The 19,385-nt window shown below is 73.9% G+C and carries 12 protein-coding genes; 5 read left to right on the top strand and 7 right to left on the bottom strand.

Annotated features, from left to right (window positions below):
• Window positions 1-62: 62 nt before the first annotated feature.
• On the top strand, window positions 63-1,115 hold the full coding sequence (locus E6R62_RS01835) for a M23 family metallopeptidase (RefSeq protein WP_136210609.1): 1,053 nt from the start codon (window positions 63-65) through the stop codon (window positions 1,113-1,115).
• Window positions 1,116-1,165: 50 nt separating this feature from the next.
• On the opposite strand, the gene E6R62_RS01840 is transcribed toward E6R62_RS01835, so the two are convergent.
• From E6R62_RS01840 to E6R62_RS01855, 4 genes are all read right to left on the bottom strand, one after another.
• Window positions 1,166-2,449 (bottom strand): PrsW family intramembrane metalloprotease, encoded by a 1,284-nt coding sequence (locus tag E6R62_RS01840; protein WP_240801433.1) that lies wholly within the window; start codon window positions 2,447-2,449, stop codon window positions 1,166-1,168.
• A 67-nt stretch (window positions 2,450-2,516) separates the two neighbouring features.
• Window positions 2,517-3,329 (bottom strand): tRNA (guanosine(46)-N7)-methyltransferase TrmB, encoded by an 813-nt coding sequence (gene trmB / locus E6R62_RS01845; RefSeq protein WP_240801425.1) that lies wholly within the window; start codon window positions 3,327-3,329, stop codon window positions 2,517-2,519.
• 416 nt (window positions 3,330-3,745) lie between these two features.
• A complete protein-coding gene (gene lhgO, locus E6R62_RS01850; RefSeq protein ID WP_136210678.1) occupies window positions 3,746-4,948 on the bottom strand; it encodes an L-2-hydroxyglutarate oxidase in 1,203 nt (400 codons plus the stop codon).
• 67 nt (window positions 4,949-5,015) lie between these two features.
• Window positions 5,016-6,707, bottom strand: coding sequence for a sporulation protein (locus tag E6R62_RS01855; protein ID WP_136210613.1), 1,692 nt, complete (start codon window positions 6,705-6,707; stop codon window positions 5,016-5,018).
• A gap of 655 nt (window positions 6,708-7,362) precedes the next feature.
• Here E6R62_RS01855 and E6R62_RS01860 point away from each other — a divergent pair.
• A complete protein-coding gene (locus E6R62_RS01860; RefSeq protein WP_240801426.1) occupies window positions 7,363-9,621 on the top strand; it encodes an asparagine synthase-related protein in 2,259 nt (752 codons plus the stop codon).
• Between the two features lie 661 nt (window positions 9,622-10,282).
• Here the strand turns inward: E6R62_RS01860 and E6R62_RS01865 are convergent.
• Both E6R62_RS01865 and E6R62_RS01870 read right to left on the bottom strand, forming a co-directional pair.
• A complete protein-coding gene (locus E6R62_RS01865) occupies window positions 10,283-12,202 on the bottom strand; it encodes a sigma-70 family RNA polymerase sigma factor (protein ID WP_136210617.1) in 1,920 nt (639 codons plus the stop codon).
• A gap of 312 nt (window positions 12,203-12,514) precedes the next feature.
• The gene (locus E6R62_RS01870) at window positions 12,515-13,279 is read right to left on the bottom strand and encodes a TetR/AcrR family transcriptional regulator (RefSeq protein WP_136210619.1); all 765 of its coding nucleotides are present in this window, start codon (window positions 13,277-13,279) and stop codon (window positions 12,515-12,517) included.
• Window positions 13,280-13,620: 341 nt separating this feature from the next.
• Here E6R62_RS01870 and E6R62_RS01875 point away from each other — a divergent pair, with 341 nt between their 5' ends.
• On the top strand, window positions 13,621-15,072 hold the full coding sequence (locus E6R62_RS01875; protein WP_136210621.1) for an NAD(P)/FAD-dependent oxidoreductase: 1,452 nt from the start codon (window positions 13,621-13,623) through the stop codon (window positions 15,070-15,072).
• Window positions 15,073-15,228: 156 nt separating this feature from the next.
• Window positions 15,229-16,962 carry an ATP-binding SpoIIE family protein phosphatase gene (locus tag E6R62_RS01880; RefSeq protein WP_136210679.1) on the top strand — a complete coding sequence of 578 codons (1,734 nt, stop codon included), beginning with the start codon at window positions 15,229-15,231 and terminating at the stop codon, window positions 16,960-16,962.
• 84 nt (window positions 16,963-17,046) lie between these two features.
• Here E6R62_RS01880 and E6R62_RS01885 read toward each other — a convergent pair whose 3' ends face one another.
• A complete protein-coding gene (locus E6R62_RS01885) occupies window positions 17,047-18,336 on the bottom strand; it encodes an MFS transporter (RefSeq protein ID WP_136210623.1) in 1,290 nt (429 codons plus the stop codon).
• Window positions 18,337-18,448: 112 nt separating this feature from the next.
• Here E6R62_RS01885 and E6R62_RS01890 point away from each other — a divergent pair, with 112 nt between their 5' ends.
• A complete protein-coding gene (locus tag E6R62_RS01890) occupies window positions 18,449-18,982 on the top strand; it encodes a MarR family winged helix-turn-helix transcriptional regulator (RefSeq protein ID WP_136210625.1) in 534 nt (177 codons plus the stop codon).
• Window positions 18,983-19,385: the final 403 nt, after the last annotated feature.

Consider the following 19,385-nt stretch of genomic DNA (forward strand, 5'->3'; position numbering starts at 1 on the left):
TCGTCCCAGCCGTCGCAAGAGACGGCGCCGTGCGCGTTCCCGCCCATGAGGAGTGTGCCCCCGTGGCCTCCAACTCGCCTGCCCACGAAGGCACCGACATCCAGGAAGCGCCCACCGCCGGCGCCTGGGGCGAGTGGAACCCGACCGAGGACTCGGCCCGCCCGGTCCGCGGCAAGCACCGGGTGCCCAAGCCGCGCGGTGGACTGGCCCGCAGCTCGACCGTCCTCGGCGTGGGCGTCATCGCGGCGGTCGGCGCGGGCGGCATCGCCACGGCCCAGGACCGGCCCCAAGCCGCCATATCCCTGCCCTCGTTCCCGGATCTGACGGGCGGCGGGGGAACGGACGAGGGAGCCCGCCACGCCGTCGGGACGCCGTCCGCCGTGGCGGACGCCCCGGCCCGAGAGCAGGGCCCGGGGTCGGCCTTCGGGCACGCCGACGCCGGCGAGGCGCTGCGCCACCGGATTCTCCAGCAGGCCGAGTCACAGCAGGACGCCGCCGAGAGCCAGGCCCGGGCGGAGGCGGAGCGGGTGGCGCGCGAAGCCGCGGCCCAGGAGGCCAGGGCGCAGCGGGAGGCGGCCCAGAAGGCGGCCGACGAGGCCCGAGCGGCCGCCGAGAAGCAGGCCGCCGAGCGGGAAGCCGCCGAGCAGCAGGCGGCGGCGAAGGCTGCGGCCCGGGTGGGAGGGGCCCACGAGGGCGGAGCGGCCCCGGCGAAGGCGGCCGGCGGATACGCGCTGCCGACCTCCGCCTACACCCTCACCTCCCACTACGGGGACTCCGGTTCCATGTGGTCCTCCGGCCACCACACCGGCCTCGACTTCGCCGCGCCCACCGGCACCCCGGTCAAGGCCGTGGGCGGCGGGACCGTCATCTCGGCGGGCTGGTCCGGTGCGTACGGCTACCGGATCGTCCTCCGCCTCGACGACGGCACGGACATCTGGTACTGCCACCTGTCGTCGATGGCCGTGACCTCCGGCGCGGTCGGCGCCGGGGACACCATCGGCCGGGTCGGCGCGACCGGCAACGTCACCGGCGCCCACCTCCACCTGGAGGTCCGCCGTGACGGTTCCACGATGGACCCGCTGGCGTGGCTGACGTCCAAGGGCCTCAACGTCTAGCGCCCGTGGCCCCGGGTGTCCGAAGCCCGGCTGTCCGAAGTTCGGACGTCCTAAGCCCGGGTGTGTGCGGTGTCGGTACGCGGGGCGCCGGTGTCCGGGGTCCTGGCCTGCGCCGGCCGGGGGCTCGGTACGACGACGGGCCGGGCCGGTGCGGGTACGGGGTCGAACCACGGTGGCAGGAGTTCCTCCATCACCGCCGCCCGGGACAGAGCGGGTCCGGCGGTCGCCCGGCGCAGCCACAGGCCCCGCAGCAACTCCCGCTCGTGCACCGCGAAGTCCCTCTCCCGGACCGGGCCGCCCCGGCGGGCGCGGTGACGTAGCAGGGCGAGGGCGGCCGCGTCCGCCTCGTACAGGGCGACGGCCCTGCCCGCGGCCCGGCCACCGGTCCGCCGGGCGAGGGAACGGGCCAGCGAACGGGCCGGGATGGACGCCAGGGCCGGGACCTCGGCCGGACCGAGCCAGCCCGCGGCGGCGTACACCGCCAGCTCGGCGGCGACGGCCCGCAGTCGACGCTCCCGTATCCACACCGCCAGCCACAGCAGCAGCCCGAACGTCGGGACCATCACGCAGCCGTAGACCACGTAGAACCCGTACTCCCCGAACCGCGAGGAACTGTTCCACAGCGCGTGCAGGCACATGGCGGCGACCAGCCCGAGCAGCGGCAGGCCGATCCGACTCCGGCGGCGTCGGCCGAGCGCGGCCATGCCGAAGCCGAGCCCGGTGAGCACCGTGAAGAGCGGGTGCGCGAACGGCGACAGCACTATCCGTACGAAGAAGGTCGCCGCAGTGACGGAATCGAGCACCCCGGTACCGTCGGCCACGTCCTCGTCGAAGGCGTTGCCCAGATAGAGGATGTTCTCGGTGAAGGCGAAGCCGGTGGCGGTGAACCCGGCGATGACGAATCCGTCGGCCGGCCCGGCCAGCTGTCTTCTGCGGAACACGAACACCAGCAGCAGGGCCGCCGCTTTGGCGCTCTCCTCGACCACGGGGGCGATCAGTACCGAGCCGAGCTGATCGGCGTCGGACGGGTCGGCGGTGGCCGCGGCTATCCACTTGGTGGCGAAGCTGTTGGCCAGTATGGCGATCAGCGCCGCGGCGCAGGCTCCCCAGCCGCAGCAGAACAACAACTGCCGCCAAGGGCCGGGCGCGGCCCGCCCGAGCCACCGGAACGCCGCCATGAGCGGCGGTACCGGCAGCACGGCCAGGGCGAGGCCCACGCAGAAGCCCGCCGTGCCGGTCTGCTGCCGTACCAGTTCGAGGATTGCGACGCCGGGCGCGGCGAGCAGGACGACGAGCACGCGCGTACGGACCGGGTCCGACGGACGTGCGAGCACACCTGAGAGCGCTCGGAACTCCACGTCATCACCCTAGCGATCCGGTCTGACACGGGGAGTGACGTTGTCAGTTCTCCGTGCGACGGAAGAGCAAGTCGTGTACCACGTGCCCCTTGTCGAGGCCCTGACCCTCGAAGCGGGTGAGGGGGCGGAAGTCGGGGCGGGGTGAATAGCCGCCGTCAGGCTGGGTGTTCTCGAACCGCGGGTGCGCCGTGAGCACTTCGAGCATCTGCTCGGCGTACGGCTCCCAGTCGGTCGCGCAGTGCAGGACGGCGCCGGGCGCCAGGCGGGTGGCGGCCAGGTCGAGGAACTCCGGCTGGATCAGGCGCCGCTTGTGGTGGCGCGCCTTGGGCCAGGGGTCGGGGAAGTAGACGCGCAGCCCGGCGAGGGAGTCCGGCGGCAGCATCTCGCGGAGCAGGATGATGGCGTCGCCGTTGGCTACCCGGACGTTGGTCAGCCCGCCCCGCTCGGCGAGGGCCAGGAGGTTGCCCTGGCCGGGGGTGTGCACGTCGGCCGCGAGGATGCCGGTGTCCGGGTCGGCGGCGGCCATCTGGGCGGTCGCCTCGCCCATGCCGAAGCCGATCTCCAGGACGACCGGGAGTCCGTCGAACATGGCCTTGAGGTCGATGACCTCGTGCCCGTCGATGTCCAGGCCCCAGGTGCCCCAGAGCCGCTTCAAGGCTTCGCCCTGCCCGGTGGTCACCCGGCTGCGGCGCGGCTGGAAGCTGCGGATGCGGCGCTCGTGGTGCGAGCCGGCCGGGTCGGGGGCGGGCCCGTCGGGGAAGCGGGGCTCGCTGCGCCACTTCGGGGGCGTGTACGAGGCGGCGCCCTCTGCGGGGTCGTCGGCGCTCGACGGCTGGGGGTTCAGGGACTCAGACACAATGTGCCGATTCTACGACGCGGGCACCACTCGGCTCCGCCCGGCGCCTTGGGCACCGGCCCGCCGGGCGGCGCCGGCTTCGCGCGCGGCCCCGCCGGCCCCGGCCGCGGGCTGGCGGGGTGCAGTCCTGTCGGACGCGTACGCACGGACCGGCTCGGGGAGCGGACTCTGCCCCGGGGTAGTGGCGAGGGCAGGGGCAGGGTCGGTAGGGGGCGGTCCGCTGGAGCGGCACGCCTGGACCGGGACACTGGACCGGGACACTGGACCGACACACCCCCGACCGCCCGGGCCGTCCCCGCCTGATCAGGCCGTGCACCGGCGCCGTCGTGGCGTGGCGGCCCGGCGGCAGGCCGGTTCCGGGCGTGGGGTCGGCTCCCGGCGACGGACGGGCCGGCTCCAAGGACCGCCGGGGAGGATCAGCCCGCGGCGAGCGCCGCCAAGGCCCGGCGGGCGACCTCACGGCCGATCGGCAGCGAGGCCGTCGCCGCCGGGGACGGGGCGTTCAGGACGTGCACCGTGCGGGGGGCCTCCCGGATCAGGAAGTCGTCCACCAGCGTTCCGTCGCGCAGTACGGCCTGCGCCCGCACCCCCGCCGCCGCCGGCACCAGGTCCGCCGACGTGACCGCCGGCAGCAGGCGCCGTACCGCCTCGGTGAAGGACCGCTTCGACAGCGAACGCCGGATCTCCCCCGTGCCGTACCGCCAGTGCCGTGCGGCCATCCGCCACGATCCCGGCCAGGCCAGCTCGTCGCCGAGGTCCCGCGGCGAGATCGTGCCCCAGCCGTACCCCTCCCGCGCGAGGGCCGGTACCGCGTTCGGCCCGACATGGACCCCGCCCCCGATGCCCCGGGTCAGATGGACCCCGAGGAAGGGGAAGGCCGGGTCCGGCACCGGGTAGACCAGCCCGCGCACGAGTGACGGCCGGACCAGGTCGTAGTACTCGCCCCGGAACGGCACGATGCGCATCCCGGGTTCGTCCCCGGCGAGCCGGGCGATCCGGTCGCACTGCAGGCCCGCGCAGTTCACCAGTACCCGCGAGCGCACCACCGTCCCCGCCGTCGTGCGCACCGCGACCCCGGCCGGGCGGCGCGAGATCAGGTCCACCGTCCCGCCGTAGACGATCTCCGCGCCCGAGGACTCCGCCAGCTGCGCCGCGACCCGTCCGTAGTCCACGATCCCGGTCGTGCCGACATGGATCGCGGCCAGGCCCCGCACCTCCGGCTCGTACTCCGCGATCTGTGCCGGTCCCAGCTCCCGCACCGGAATGCCGTTCTCCCGCCCCCGCTGCACCAGCGCGTGCAGCCGCGGCAACTCGTCCCGCTCGGTGGCGACGATCAGCTTCCCGGTCACCTCGTGCGCGATGTCGTGCTCCGCGCAGAACTTGACCATCTCGGCGGCACCGCTCACCGCGAACCGTGCCTTCAGCGAGCCGGGGCGGTAGTAGATCCCGCTGTGGATCACCCCGCTGTTGCGGCCCGTCTGGTGCCGGGCGGGACCGGCTTCCTTCTCCAGGACGACCACCCGGGTGCCCGGGGCCAGGCGTGACAAGGCATGTGCTGTCGACAGACCGACGATCCCGCCACCGATCACCAGCACGTCACAGTCCACGCCCACGCCCATGCCCACGCCGCCGCCCAAGCCGACACCTCCCACCCCTGCATACTGCACCCCGCCACCGACAGCGCGGCTACGCGGGTGTCACCAGCAGCGGCCGGGCCCGTTCGCGCAGTTCCGCGACGCGTGGTTCGTCCCCGTACGGTTCCAGCCGGTGCAGGAGGTCCCGTACGTACTCGTTCGTCCGGGTGGAGGAGATGCGGCCCGCGACCTCCACCGCCCGGGTGCCCGCCGCGCACGCCGCGTCGAGGTTGCCCGACTCCAATTCGGCGACCGCGCTGACCACCAGGCGCAGCCCGTGGGAGCGCACGTACTCCTCCGTCGGACGGGACAGCGCCTGCTCGGTGAACCGGCGTACCTGCCGGGGGAGTTTGAGGTCCCGGTAGCATTCCGCCGCATCGGCCGCGAAACGGTCGTACGAGTAGAAACCCAGCCAGGTCGGGTCGGGATCGCCGTCCCGGGCCCGTTCCAGCCAGCCCTCCGCGGCCCGCAGGGCCGACCCGGCGGCCGCGGAGTCGCCCGCCTTCGCGTGCGCCCGCGCCTCCACGAGGCGGAAGAAGCTCATGGTGCGGGCGGTGGCCAGACCGCGATTGCGCTCAACGGCCGCCTGGGCGAGGTCGACGCCCTCGTCGGGGAAGTCCCGGTAGGTGGCCTGGAGGGACATGGAGGCGAGCACGTACCCGCCGAGCGGCACGTCGGCGGCGGCGCGGGCGAGCCGCAGCGCCTGGATGTAGTAGCGCTGGGCGGCCTCCTGCTGCCCGGTGTCGAAGGCCATCCACCCCGCCAGCCGGGTCAGCTCGGCGGTCGCGCCGAACAGCGCCCGGCCCACCTCGTCCGTGTAGGAGCCCAGCAGCAGCGGAGCCGCGTCCACCCGCAGGCACTCCGGCACCATGGACGAACGCCAGTCGCCGCCGCCGTACTTGGAGTCCCAGCGGCGGGCGTCCTCGGCGGCCTCGCGCAGCTTCGTCACATCGCTGTGCCCGACGCGCTGCGGCGAGGCGTCCGAGAACCCGCCGCCGCCACCCGCCCAGCTTCCCGACGCCGAACCCGCGCTCCCCGAACCCGCGCCCGCCAGACCTGTGCTTCCGGTGCCTGTGCTGCCCGTCGCCGTGCCGCCCGTTGTCGGGCGTGCCGCTTCCGTACCCGGTTCACGCGGCGCGTGCCCGGGGCGCGGGCTGTGCGGGGCAGGCGCCGGGGGACCGACGGCCACCGCGGGCCCCGCCGACACCGCGGACTCCGTCGCCGCGGCGGCTTCCGCAGTCGTCTCCCGCCCCTGTCCCGCGCCCCCCGGCTCGCGCGCCACCGAAGTGTCGGCGGGCGATATCAGCCAGCGGGAAGCGGGCGTCGCGTACGCCGACACGGCGAACGAACCGGCGAGCGACTGCCAGATCCCGCCGCCTCCGCGCCGCCCCGCCAGGTCCAGCCGGTACAGATCGGTGGCCGACCGCACCGCCGCCCCCACGTCACGCGGAAAGGACAACCCCACCTCCGGCGCCGGGTCCGCGTCCGCCAGGCCGATCTCGTGCAACGGCACCGGCCGCCCCAGCTTCGCGCCGATGGCCGCGGCGATCAGATGCGGCGCCGCGCCCTGCGGCACCATCCCCTTCGACACCCACCGGGCCACCGAGGTCTTGTCGTACCGGAGCGTCAGGCCGCGCTGCGCGCCGAGGTCGTTCACCCGCCGGGCCAGCCCGGCGTTGCTGATGCCCGCCAGGGCGAGCACGGCGCCGAGCTTCTCATTGGGCTCGCGGAGCTCCCTGGACATGCGCCACCCCTCGTCACACGCGGAACGCAGACGCCGCCGGGGCATAGGCGCCCGGCATTTCGTAAACCCAGCGTAGTTCCCCGCCTCCCAAGCGTTAAGGCCCCGACTTCCGTATGGCGAGATTGTTGTCCGCACGCACAAGCGGGAGGGGGCCCGTACCCGGGGCGCACGCGTCAGCGCGTGCTCCGCCCGTGGTGCCGTGCGCCCGGCCGTGCGCTCTGGCCGCCCGCCGGACCCGACGATTCGATGTCCGGTGCGTGGGTCGGCCCGCCGCGCGGATCCCGTGGGAACCGGGTGGGCCGGGGGATGCCGCTGCCTCAATCCCCGCGGGTGGCGGAACGGGCCGGGGGGTGCATCCCACCCCCCGGCCCGCGCCCCGCCGACGGACCGTACGGGCCGTCGCGGGCCGTCACGACCCCTCAGTACGGCCGAAGAATGGCTGAAACCGACCTATGGGACGGTGGGAACGGAACGCCAAATACCGTGTGCCGGGGGCGTGTTCGTTTGCATGTGCGCCCCCCGAACCCCTCTCGCACGCCATGTCTCGTGGCAGCATGGACCCCGAGCCACCCGGGGCCCCGGACGGTCGTGCCCGCATGCCGACCGCACTGCCCGTGCCCCGGTCATTTGCCCACAGGCTGGGGAGGCGGCGGCGGTGCGCTGGTTGGTCGGGTGGAGCAGTATCGCCGCGAGCTTCGGCACGGCCGGAAGGGTCTCCGGCCAGGGCGTTTCCGGCTCCACGTCGGCGTACGGGACCACGGGCGGGTCCGCGTACGGATCGACGGCCCACACCTCCACCGCGTACGACTCCACCGCCGGGACCCCCTACTCGGACACCCCCCGCGGCGGCCTCGCGGACGCCGCCTACGCCGACGACCCGGCCGCCCAGGACGCCGAACGCACCGTCCACCCCGTCGGGGCGCAACTCCTGTGGGGAGACCCCGACCCGCTCTGGGCCGTCGGCGACTGGCGCCCCGACGAGATCCGCACCATCACCGCCGACCCCGCCGACCCCTTCACCCGGCTCGCCGTCCTCGGCTGCTGCGGCGCCACCGACGCCGAACTGCGCCGTGCGCTGTACGCCGCCCGCGGCGGGGCGCTGCGCCACCTCACCCAGTGGTCCGGCAGCTACACCGCCGTCGTACAGGCCGGCCGCCGGATCACCGTCCTCGGCGACCTCGCCGGCGCCCGACCCGTCTTCTACACGCCCTGGGCGGGCGGCACCGCGTACGCCACCGCGGCGCTGCCGCTCGCCGACCTCATCGAGGCACAGCTCGACATCGGCCACCTCGCCGCCCTGCTGGCCTGCCCCGACAGCACCGAGGCACTGGGCGACGGCACACCGTACGTCGGCGTCCGACGCATCCCGCCCGGCCACACGCTGATCCTGCGCGAGGGCTCCAGGGAGATCGCCGGATACGAACCGGTCGCCTCCCTCGCGGTCGCCGCCCCCGAAGCCGACCCCGAGCGCGCGGTGGAGGGCGTACGGGAAGCTTTGGTCGACGCGGTGCGCGCCCGGCTCACGGCGCCCCGGCATGCTCCCGACGCACCGGGTCCCGACCCGGGCCCGGTGCCCGGAATGGGCCCCGCCGACCGGCGCGCGGCACGCGGCGCCCCCGCGCCCGTGCCCGGAGTCGGCGCCGACCTCTCCGGCGGCAGCGCCTCCGCGACCCTGGCACTCCTCGCGGCCGGCCTGCCCGGAGTACCCGGCACCCTGCCCGGCACCGGCTCACGGCTCCTCGCCGTCACCTTCAACGACCTCGCCACGCCCCGGGGGCGCGAGGCCGAACTGGAACGGGCCCACGCCATCGCGACCGACCCCCGGCTCCACCACGTCGTCGTGGCCGCCGCCGAGGAAGCCCTCCCGTACGCCGACCTCGACGGACCGCTGACCGACGAACCCGGCCCCTCCCTCGTCTTCGCCGCGCGCGAGCGGCGCCGCCTGGCCGCCGGTTCCGCCGACCACTTCACCGGGCACGGCGCCCGCCAGGTCCTCGACGCGCACCCCGCCCGGCTGGCCGACCTCCTGATGGACCGCCGCAGACGCCACCTGCTGCGCCCGGTGGCCGCGCTGGCGCGGACGGCGTCCGCGGACTCCCACTCCCTGTTGGTGCCGCTGACCGTCTACGCCGCGGCCCGCAGACTCGCCCGCACCTCCTACCGCGCGGGCATGGAAGCAGCCGCGACCCGGCTGCGCGAAGGGGCGGTCGCGACCGCCGCAGGCGGGCCGGTGGATGCCTCGCTCGCAGCCCTGACCTGGTCCCGGCCGGGACCGGCGGCGGGCTGGCTGACCGGCGAGGCCCTGGCGGAAGTATCGATCCGGCTCGCCACCGCCGCGGGCCGGCCACCGCTGTCCCTGCGCCCCGGCGAGGCCCGGGCCCGCGCCGCCCTGACCCGACACGCCGCCGACCACCGGGTCTTCGAGCAGGCCGTCGAGGTCCGCAGCCAGCGCCTGCACGCCCCGTTCCTCGACAACCAGGTCGTACGGGCCGCGCGGGCCCTGCCCGAGTCCCTGCGGGTACAGCCCGGGGCCCGGGCGGCGATCCTGCGCAGCGTGCTGTCGGCCTCCGGGGTACGGGAACTCCCGCCGGGCTGGGGGGTGAGCTCCCCCGAGCCGAACGAGACGGCGACCCGCCTGGGTCTGCGCGCCGCCCTGACCTCCCTGCTGTCCCTGTTCACCGCACCGCTGTTGGCGGACGCCGGCCTGATCGAGGCCCGGGTGGTGCGCCAGGCCCTGCTCGACGCGGCGGACGGGCGGCTGGTCCCGTTGGACGGGCTGGCGGAACTCGTCTCGATGGAACTGTGGCTCCGCCGCCTGTTGGCCCGCCGCGGCACCTGCTGGACGGGCACCTCCACCCCGCGCCGCCGCGCGGTCCCCACCGGCCTCCCGCACCGCCGCCCGGCCCTCTCCTGACCCCCGACTCCCCACTACGCGGCCACCCCGGCCAGGCCGCGTTCGGCCTCGCCGGCCTCCGAGGCGCGGGGCCGTGCCCGCCCGCCCGACGATCCCGTACCGCACCGCACCCTGCTCGGGGCCCGTCGTACCGCTCGCGTCGGGGTGCCGCGCGTGCCGTCATGGGGGCGGCGACCCGACGCAGCCGGCTTCGGTGCGGGTCCACCCTCGCCGACGCTCGCGGCGCGGGCCGGCCCCGCGACGCCCGGCGCGGCCCGTGCCTCCCGTACGGCGGCCCGCACTCACGCCCGCCCCCGCCCGGGACTCGACAACGTCGAAGCCATCCTGACCGCCCGCGCCCGCGACCACGGCCCGATCACCGGACCGGCCTGGATCGGGCCGGCCCTGGAGGCGGCCGTCACCGCCCATTGCGCCGAACGCGTCCTGGCCTCGCTCGCCGAGACCGCGGCCTGGCTGCTCGCCTCCGCCGGGCGCCACGCCGAATCCGTACGGGTCCTGGCGGTCGCCACCGCCTGGCGTGCGGGCCGGCCGCGGTCCGTCCCGGAGACCGCCGCACTGCGGGCGCCCCCGGGCAGGAACCTCGCCGCACTCGGACAGGCCCGCCACGCCGAGGAGGAGACGGCGGGCGCCGCACTCTCCCCGGCCGCGGTCGTGGGGCCGCTCAGCCGCAGTCGACCACCGCGTCCGCCCAGCTCGCGAGAGCAGGCAGCCGTCCCTCCCCGGCCCGCTCCACCACCAGCCGCAGCGTCCGGGTCCCCGCCAGGGACACGTCGACGTCGACCGGGGCGTCGTCGTGGCCGAGGGCCCGGGACCGCCACAGCCGCCGGCCGTCCCCATACACCGAGAACCGCACCTCGCCGTCGGTCAGCAGGGACATGCCGTCCACCCCGACCCGCGCCGAGAAGGCGCGGCACTGCCGGTTGAGGCTGATCTCCACCGACGAACGGGAGTCGACGGTGATCCCCTGCGCGAACCGTCGGCCGCCCACGACCAGCCCCCAGCGCTGCCACACCCAACTGCTGCGCCAGGTCTCCAGCTCGGGCCCGGTGTGTCGCCCGTACAAGGAGTGATCCAGCCGGGCCAGCTGGAAACCCTGCGGCGGCTTGGGCGCGGGCCGCGGGGACCGGGACGCGGACGGCGACCTCGAAAACGACGGCGACGGCGACGGAGAGGCGGGAGCCGGCCGCTCGGCCACCGGCCTCGGGGACGGCGCCGCCACGCTCGGCCGTGACGGTACGTGCACCTCCGCCGCCGGTGACTCCGCCTCCGGCGGCCCCGGCTCCGCCACGGGCGGCGAGGCAGACCCGGGCACCGGCCGCACCGGCGCCACCACCCCCGGCGGCGGCGCCGCGGACTGCTGCTCGGGATCGTCCCCGGCGAGGGCGAACACCACCCCGGCGGCCGCCGCGACCGCGAGCCCGGCGGCGATGGCGGCCTTGGCGGGCATTCCCAGCCCCTCGGACACCACCGCGCCCCCGGCCCCTCCCCCCGCCCCGCCCGCAGCCCCCGCTCCCGCTCCCGCCGCTCCGGCACCCGCCGTGGAACCTCCGGCCGCCGCCGCGGCCGCCCCGGCCCCACCGGCGGCGAATGCCCCACCCGCCACCACACCGGCCGCCTTCGCCGCGTATCCGGCGGCGAACCACCCGATGACCGCGACGGGCAGCAGTGCGGGAATCCCCGCGTTCACGTCCTTCAACTCCCGTGCGGCCAGCCAGCACTTGGCGCACTCCTCCAAGTGCCTGCGCAGCCCCCGCTCCGCCCGCAGCCGCAGGCCGCCCCGGGCGTACGCGCCCAGTCGGTCCGCGTACCGGGCGCAGTCACCGCCCTCACTCAGCGCCGAACTCACATGCGCCTGGAGGTATGCCTGCTTGAGACCCTCGCGGGCCCTGACGGCCAGCACCGCCGTGGCGTTGGCGCTCAGCCCGAACAACGGGGCGATCGCACTCGGCGTGGACTCCTCCACGGTGGTGTGCCAGAGCACCGCCTGCCACCGCTCGGGCAGGCTGCGGAACGCCTGCATCGCGAGCGACCGCTCGGCCTCGTGCATGGCCCGCACGTCGGCGCCCAGTTCCAGGGTGTCGTCCCCCGACAGCCCGCCGAGTCCGCCACCGGCCTCCGTACCGGCGGCCGCCTGCTCGGCGAACACCGCGAAGTCCTCGACCAGATGCTCCCGCTTGGCCGTCTTCGCCCAGGCCGCGGCGACCCGTCGTACGGTCGTCAGCAGGTACGCCCGCACCGAGTGGTCCGGCCCGGCCCCGCCCCGTACCGCCTGCAGCGTCCGCGCGAACACCTCGGCGGTCAGGTCGTCGGCGGTGTGCGCGTCCCGGCAACAGGTGCGCGCGTAGCGCCGTACGGCATCGGCGTGCCGGCGGAACAACTCCTCGTAGGCGCCGTCGTTCCCGGCGCGCATCCGGGCCAGCAAGTCGGCATCGGAGGGCGGGCGTTCCCCGCCCGATCCACCCGCGGCGGCGTGCCGGCCGGCGCGGTCACGCTGCGCCGGCACCTGCCGGGCGGGCCTTTCGCCCGCCTCCGCCGTGTCACCGGCGTCACCGACCGACTCGCCCCGCCCGTCAACGCTCATCGCGGAAGCCTCCGCACGCCACACTCAACCGGTACACCGGCTCAGCGTGGCACACGGCACCGGCGCCCCGGGCGGCTCTGCGCACCATCCACCCGTCCGGGGAAGATCCGGCCGGGCACCGCACCGGTCCCCACCCGTTCGAGTGGCGGTCGTTCGAGTGAGGAGCCTCCCGGCCGCCCACTCGGTCAGGTCCCCGGTCGAGCCGCGGCGGGCAGCCCAGAGGTCAAGCCGAGCGGGCGCCGCCCAATCCCGGCGGGCCCCCGCTCGGATCACCCACGTCGCCAGCCACTACCGTCACGACCGGCCCGGACGTCACGCCGTCCGCGAGCGCAGCCCCTCCAGCAGGATGTCGAGCAGCCGCGCGGACGCGGCGGCCTGGTGCGCCGGGTCCGGGAGCGCCGGAGCCGCGGTCGCTATCACCAGCAGCACATCGGCCACCGTGACATCGGCACGCAGCTCGCCCGCCTCCCGGGCGCGGTCCACGAGCCGACCCACGACCTCCAGCAGCGCGACCGCCCCGGACTCCTCGGCCGGCTCCTCCCGGGCGGCCCGCGAGCCGACCACACGCAGGTCCGGGGCCCCCGTCACGACGGCCTGCCGCTGGTGCGGAACACGGACGGCGTCCGCCTCCTCGACGCCGTCCTCCTCGGCGGCACCGACCCGCAGTACCTGCGGCGGCAGCAGCCGCCCCGCTCCCGACGCCACCGAGGTGCGCAGGAAGCGGGAGAGGGCCTGCCACGGCTCCTCCTCCTGACCCAGCGCGGCCTTCGCCTGGTCGGTCAGTCGGGCGGTCTCCTCGTCGGCTATGCGCCGGACCAGCACGTCCTTGCTCGGGAAACGCCGGTACACGGTGCCGACACCGACCCGCGCCCGCCGCGCCACGTCTTCCATCGGCGCCCCGTAGCCCAGCTCGCCGAACACCTCGCGCGCCGCGCGCAGGACGTGTTCGAGGTTGCGCTGGGCGTCGACGCGAAGGGGCGTGGAACGGCCCACGCCGTGCGTCGTCGCGCCGGTCATCACGCGGCCGCTGTCAGCGGACAGAGCGGTCGCAGAGCCATGGAAATCGGACATGTTCATATGTATCCCCCGGTAATCATTTGTCTCCCCCCGGAGACACTCCCCGCCTTCGTGTCGAGGTGGGCCACGGTCAGTGGGCCCCGGTCCTGCTCCTCGACGAGATACGAACATAGTTGAGCCAGAGTCAATTCAGAAGAGGCAGCCCCGCACGGAGCACCGCCCGATCGGAGCATTCACCCCCGTTTTTCCGGCGGCAGCCTCCGGAACCATCACCTCCGTACCCTCTGACCTGCGGTGCTTCCCTCGTATCCGGACCCCGGTACAGCCCCGTCCCACCCCTCCCTCCGGTCACACAATTTGCCCAGCCTGTGGACAAACTCCCAGCCACGTTGCGTCATGGGATGGTGAAGGCTGCTAACTCCCCGGGCACGGCACCCGGCACCCCGCCCCGCGCGCGCGTCCTCGTCGTCGGCGGGGGGTACGTCGGCATGTATACGGCCCTCCGGCTCCAGCGGAAGCTGAGACCGGGCGAAGCCGAGGTCACGGTGGTCACCCCGGACCCCTACATGACGTACCAGCCCTTCCTCCCCGAGGCGGCCGCCGGCGCCATCTCCCCGCGCCACGTCGTCGTGCCGCTGCGCCGCGTCCTGGACAAGTGCCGGATCGTCATCGGCGAAGCCGAGCACATCGACCACGCCAAGCGCACCGCGACCGTCTCCACCCTCGCCACCGCCGACGAGGGAACGGGCCCGATGCACATCGAGTACGACGAGCTCGTCCTCGCGCCCGGCTCCATCTCCCGCGCGCTCCCCATCCCGGGACTCGCCGACTACGGCATCGGCTTCAAGAGCGTCGAAGAGGCCATCGGCCTGCGCAACCACGTCATCGAACAGATGGACATCGCCTCCTCCACCCGCGATCCCGCGATCCGCGACGCCGCCCTCACCTACCTCTTCGTCGGCGGCGGTTACGCCGGCGTCGAGGCGCTCGGCGAGCTGGAGGACATGGCCCGTTACGCGGCCCGGTACTACCACAACATCAAGCCCGAGGACATGAAGTGGGTGCTGGTCGAGGCCAGCGACCGGATCCTCCCCGAAGTGGGCCCGGAGATGGGCGTCTACACCATCCGTGAACTGCGCAGGCGCAACATCGACGTCCGCCTCGAAACCCGCCTCGAATCCTGCGAGAACCGCGTGGCCGTCCTGAGCGACGGCTCCCGCTTCCCCACCCGGACCGTCGTGTGGACCGCCGGCGTCAAACCGCACCCGATCCTCGCGGCCACCGACCTGCCCAAGAACGAACGCGGCCGCCTCGCCTGCACCGCCTTCCTCACCGTCGAAGGCGTCGAACACGCCTGGGCCGCCGGCGACGCCGCCGCCGTCCCCGACATCACCGCGGACGAAACCGGCCGCGAATGCGCCCCCAACGCCCAGCACGCCGTCCGCCAGGCCAAGGCCCTCGCCGACAACCTCGTCGCCGCGCTCCGCGGTGAGGTGCTCACCGAATACGCACACAAGTACGCCGGCTCGGTCGCCTCGCTCGGCCTCCACAAGGGCGTCGCCCACATCTACGGCCGCAAGCTCAAGGGCTACCCCGCCTGGTTCATGCACCGCGCCTACCACCTCAGCCGCGTCCCCACCTTCAACCGCAAGATGCGCGTGCTCGCCGAATGGACCCTCTCCGGCCTGTTCAAGCGGGAGATCGTCTCCCTCGGCTCCCTGGAACACCCCCGCGCCGAGTTCGAACTCGCCGCAGGCGGCACGCCCAAGCCCCCGCCCGCGTCCACACCGCCACCGCCGCCCGCGCCCCCACCGGGCCCCGTCGCCAACCCCCCGAAAGACAAGGGGGACTGACGCTGTCAGTGTGCCCGGCCACACTGGACGTGTGACCATAGGTGGGCTCACACCTGCACAGAGTGACACCGTCCAGCGCTCGACCCTGGGGGCAGCTCCCGGCCGTTGCTGGGGCAGACACAGCGACCACTTGCGACACCACGAGGCTTGAACGCAGTGAACTTCACGCGCTGGAGCGCACGGTTCCCCGGAACGCAGCGCCGCGCCGCCGCCCGGACCGAACACGCCGCCGCCCAGGCCAAACGGGGTGAGGGCTCGGTCCCGGCGGCCCGCGGCGCGGCCTCCTCCTCCCCGCCGCCCCCGGACGGGCCCCCCGCCGACCCCACCGTCCGCGGCACCGGCACGGGCGGCCCCCTCACGGCAGTGCCCTCCCTCGACGAGCTCTCCGCGCGGGAAGTCCTGGGCCTGCTCCCCACCCTCGTCGCACTCGTCCACGGCCCCGAGCACCGCGTCGCCTACGTCAACGACGCCTACACCGCCGGCTTCGGAGCCCGCCCCACCGGCGCCCCCGCACACCTCGCCCTCCCCGAACTCGGCGCACTCGGCCTGCTCCCGCTCCTCGACCAGGTCCAGCGCAGCGGCAAGCCCCGTACCGCCAAGAACCGCTCCGCGCCCGGCGGCGGCAGCTCCTACACCGTCACCTGCACCCCCGTCGCCTTCCCCAAGGCCGGCGGCGAGGGCGCGACCGACCCCCACCACACCGGTGTCCTGGTCCACCTCGCCGACGTCACCGACCACGCCGAGGCCGCCGAACGCCTGCGCGCCAGCGAGCGACGCCAGCGCGAGGCCGCCGTCACCCTCCAGCGCTCCCTCCTCCCGCAGGAACTGGAACAGCCCGACGACCTCCGCATCGCCGCCACCTACCAGCCCGGCGGCACCGAGGCGGCCGTCGGCGGCGACTGGTACGACGTCATCACCCTCGGCGCCGGCCGCACCGCCCTCGTCATCGGCGACGTCATGGGCCGCGGCGTCCGCGCGGCAGCCGTCATGGGCCAGCTGCGCACCGCCGTCCGCGCCTACGCTCGCCTCGACCTGCCGCCCCACGAGGTGCTCCAACTCCTCGACGGCCTCGCCGCCGAGATCGACGCCAGCCAGATCGCCACCTGCGTCTACGCCGTCCACGACCCCAACGAAGGCCTGCTCGCCTACGCCTCCGCCGGGCACCTCCCCATCCTGGTCCGCGACGAGGACGGCACCGTACGCCGCGCCGCCGACCCCACCGGCCCGCCGCTCGGCACCGGCGGCTGGCTCCACACCTCCGGCACCATCGCGCTCGGCCCCGGCTCCACCGCCGTCCTCTACACCGACGGCTTGGTCGAACGCCGTGGCGAGGACATCGACGAAGGCGTCGCGGCCCTGGAACGCGCCCTCTCCGGCGCCCAAGGGACCCCGGCCGTCATCTGCGACCGCCTGATGCGCGCCCTCGGCATCGACGCCGACCACGACGACGACGTCGCCGTCATGGTCCTCCAGCAGCCCGCCCGCACCGGCGCGGACGCCGAGCTCTTCCACAACGCAGCCCTCGAACTCCTCGGCGGAGTGGAGGCCGCCCCGCGCGCCCGCGCCTTCGCGCAAGGCGTCCTGACCTCCTGGCGCTTCCCGGTCGACCTGTGCGACCTCGGGGTCCTGGCCGCGAGCGAGCTCGTGGCGAACTCCCTCCAGCACGGAACCCCACCCATGCGGCTGCGGCTACGGCGCACCGACCGCCGGCTGATCGTCGAGGTCACCGACGGAGACGACCACCTCCCGCGCCGCCGCCGCGCCGAACCGGCCGACGAGACCGGCCGCGGCATCTCCATCGTCGCGACCATCGCCTCCAGCTGGGGCACGCGCCGCACCCCTGGCGGAGGCAAGGCCGTCTGGTGCGAATTCGCCCTGCCGACCACCTAGCCGGCCGGACACGCCGAAGGCCCGGTCCCCTCGGACCGGGCCTTCTCCCCACAGCACCCCTACGCCTCCACCCACGCCCACGGACTACACGGCGACGGGCTCCGGCACCCGGACCGCGGCCGGCTCCACGCGCACCGCGACCTTGGCCGTCGACGGGTTGTCCTGCACCGCGGTCAGCTGCCCGCCTATCCGCAGGGCCAGCCACGAGATCCCGAGCGAGACGGCGATGAAGACCCCGATGTACAGCATCGGCACGCCCGCGCCCAGCGGCACCCCGAGCGGCCCGAGGGCCAGCGCCATCTGCTTGACCAGCGCGAACGCCGAGTTGTATTGACCCACGGAGCCCTCCGGTGCCAGATCGGCCACCAGCGGGGCGAGCGTCGGCGACAGCATGGCCTCGCCGATACCGAAGAGCGCGTACGTCGCGACGAACGCACCGGCGGCCATCACCGCGCTTCCGTGACCCAGCCCCGAGAACCCGGCGATAACCCACGCCCCGGTCCAGATCAGACCGACCAGCGCGATGACCCTGGACCGCCGACGCCTCTCGACCAGCCTCAGCACGACGAACTGCGCGACGACGATCGCCCCGGTGTTGGCGGCGAGCGCGAACCCAAGGGTCGACGGGGAGATCCCGGCGGCCTCGGTCCCGAAGGCGGCGAGCCCGGACTCGAACTGTCCGTAGCAGGCGAAGAAGATCACGAAGCCCAGCACCAGCAGCTTGACCATGGCCCGGTGCCGGAGCATCCGCTTCCAACCGCCCCCGGTCCCCGGGTCCCTCGGCACGGCGTCCTTGATGCTCGGCGCGTGCGGCATCCGCACGGTGGCGATGACGCCGGCCAGCACCAGGAACATCACGGCCTCGATGCCGAAGAGCAGGGTGAAGCTGCCCGGGCGGTCGACATCGACAATCTGACCCCCGATGAGGCCACCGATGCCCAGCCCCAGGTTCTGCATGAAGAACTGGAGGGCGAAGGCGCGCGTCCGCGTGGACGGGGTGGAGCACCACACGATCATGGTGGCCAGCGCGGGCTGCATCACGGCCTGCCCGGCGCCGAGCGCCAGAGCGGACAGCAGGATCGGTACGACACCGGTGGAAAGCCCCAGCGACAGCGCACCGGCGGCCGCGGCCACCGCGGCACCCATCACGACCGGGACCGGACCACGCCGGTCGATGACGCGACCGGTGAAGGGCAGCGCGATCAGAGCACCCAGCGCGAACGCCACGAAGGCGCTCGTGGCGGCCATGGAACCCAGACCCCGCACCTGCGCCACGTAGATGTAGAGGAACGGAACCGTGAAGCCGATACCGAACGCGGTCAACGCGTTGCCGGCCTGGATCCGCCGCATCGCAGCGCCCATCACCTTGGTCACTTCTCACCCACCTCGATAACTGAAGCCTGAAGACTTCATGCCTAAAGTTCGATGCTTAACTCTACACATCGAAGGAGTTAGATGCCAACGAGCTCGTGCGATACTTCGGGGCATGGGTGAAACCGACGGCACTACCCCCGTCCACGAGCCGAGCCTCGACGAGCAGATCGCCGTCTACCAGCGCGAGTTCCAGGACCTCGACCCCCAGGTCGAGAAGGTGGTCTCGGCCCTGAGCCGGCTGAACCGCCGCATGAACGTCGCCTACGGGCGCCAGACCGCGGCCCTGGGCATCAGCAACGCGGAGTGGGAGGTCCTCAAGGCCCTCGTCATCTCCGGAGCCCCTTACCGCATGGGCCCGAGCGAGCTCGCGAAGCAGCTCGGCCTGACGCCGGCGGCCATGACCCATCGGATCGACCGCATGACGGCGGAGGGACTCGTCACCCGCGAGCGGGACGAGTCGAACCGCGTCCGCGTGATCGTGGAACTGACCGACGAGGGCCGCAGCAAGTGGCTCGACGCCATGCGTGCGGCGACCGTCTTCGAGGAAGACCTGCTCCAGGACCTCTCCACGGCGGAACGCGGGGTGCTGGGCGACATGCTCACCCGCCTCCTGGACCGTGTGGAAGACCTCCAGGCCCGGGGTTGACACGCACCCCGCAGATCCGTAAGGTTCTTCGAGTTGTCCCAGGACCGCGAGGTTCTGGCGGCAGCGCATCCCGCCGCCTCGTTGCGGCACCCAACTCAGCACGATCTCCCACCGGGAATGAATTCGGCATGCCCGAATGAATTACCGAAGGCCGATTATGAATCGCCGGGGAAATCCACTAGAGTTCTGGGAGTCGGAAGGGCCCAACAGCCCGGAAGACAAACCCCGCTGACCGGGGGTCAGGCCCGAAAGAGTCTGATAGAGTCGGAAACGCAGGAACAAAACGAAGAACAAAGGAAGCGCCCGGAGGAAAACCCGCGAGGGTGAGTACGAAGGAAGCGTCCGTTCCTTGAGAACTCAACAGCGTGCCAAAAATCAACGCCAGAAGTTGATACCCCGTCCA

This window comes from Streptomyces sp. A1136, assembly GCF_004795055.1.
GTDB lineage: Bacteria > Actinomycetota > Actinomycetes > Streptomycetales > Streptomycetaceae > Streptomyces.

Bases quoted from the DNA above. Each gene is read 5' to 3' on its own strand.
- lhgO (WP_136210678.1), bottom strand. From the start codon at position 4,948: ATGGGCGTGGGCGTGGACTGTGACGTGCTGGTGATCGGTGGCGGGATC.
- E6R62_RS01855 (WP_136210613.1), bottom strand. From the start codon at position 6,707: ATGTCCAGGGAGCTCCGCGAGCCCAATGAGAAGCTCGGCGCCGTGCTC.
- E6R62_RS01865 (WP_136210617.1), bottom strand. From the start codon at position 12,202: ATGAGCGTTGACGGGCGGGGCGAGTCGGTCGGTGACGCCGGTGACACG.
- E6R62_RS01870 (WP_136210619.1), bottom strand. From the start codon at position 13,279: ATGAACATGTCCGATTTCCATGGCTCTGCGACCGCTCTGTCCGCTGAC.
- E6R62_RS01875 (WP_136210621.1), top strand. From the start codon at position 13,621: ATGGTGAAGGCTGCTAACTCCCCGGGCACGGCACCCGGCACCCCGCCC.
- E6R62_RS01890 (WP_136210625.1), top strand. From the start codon at position 18,449: ATGGGTGAAACCGACGGCACTACCCCCGTCCACGAGCCGAGCCTCGAC.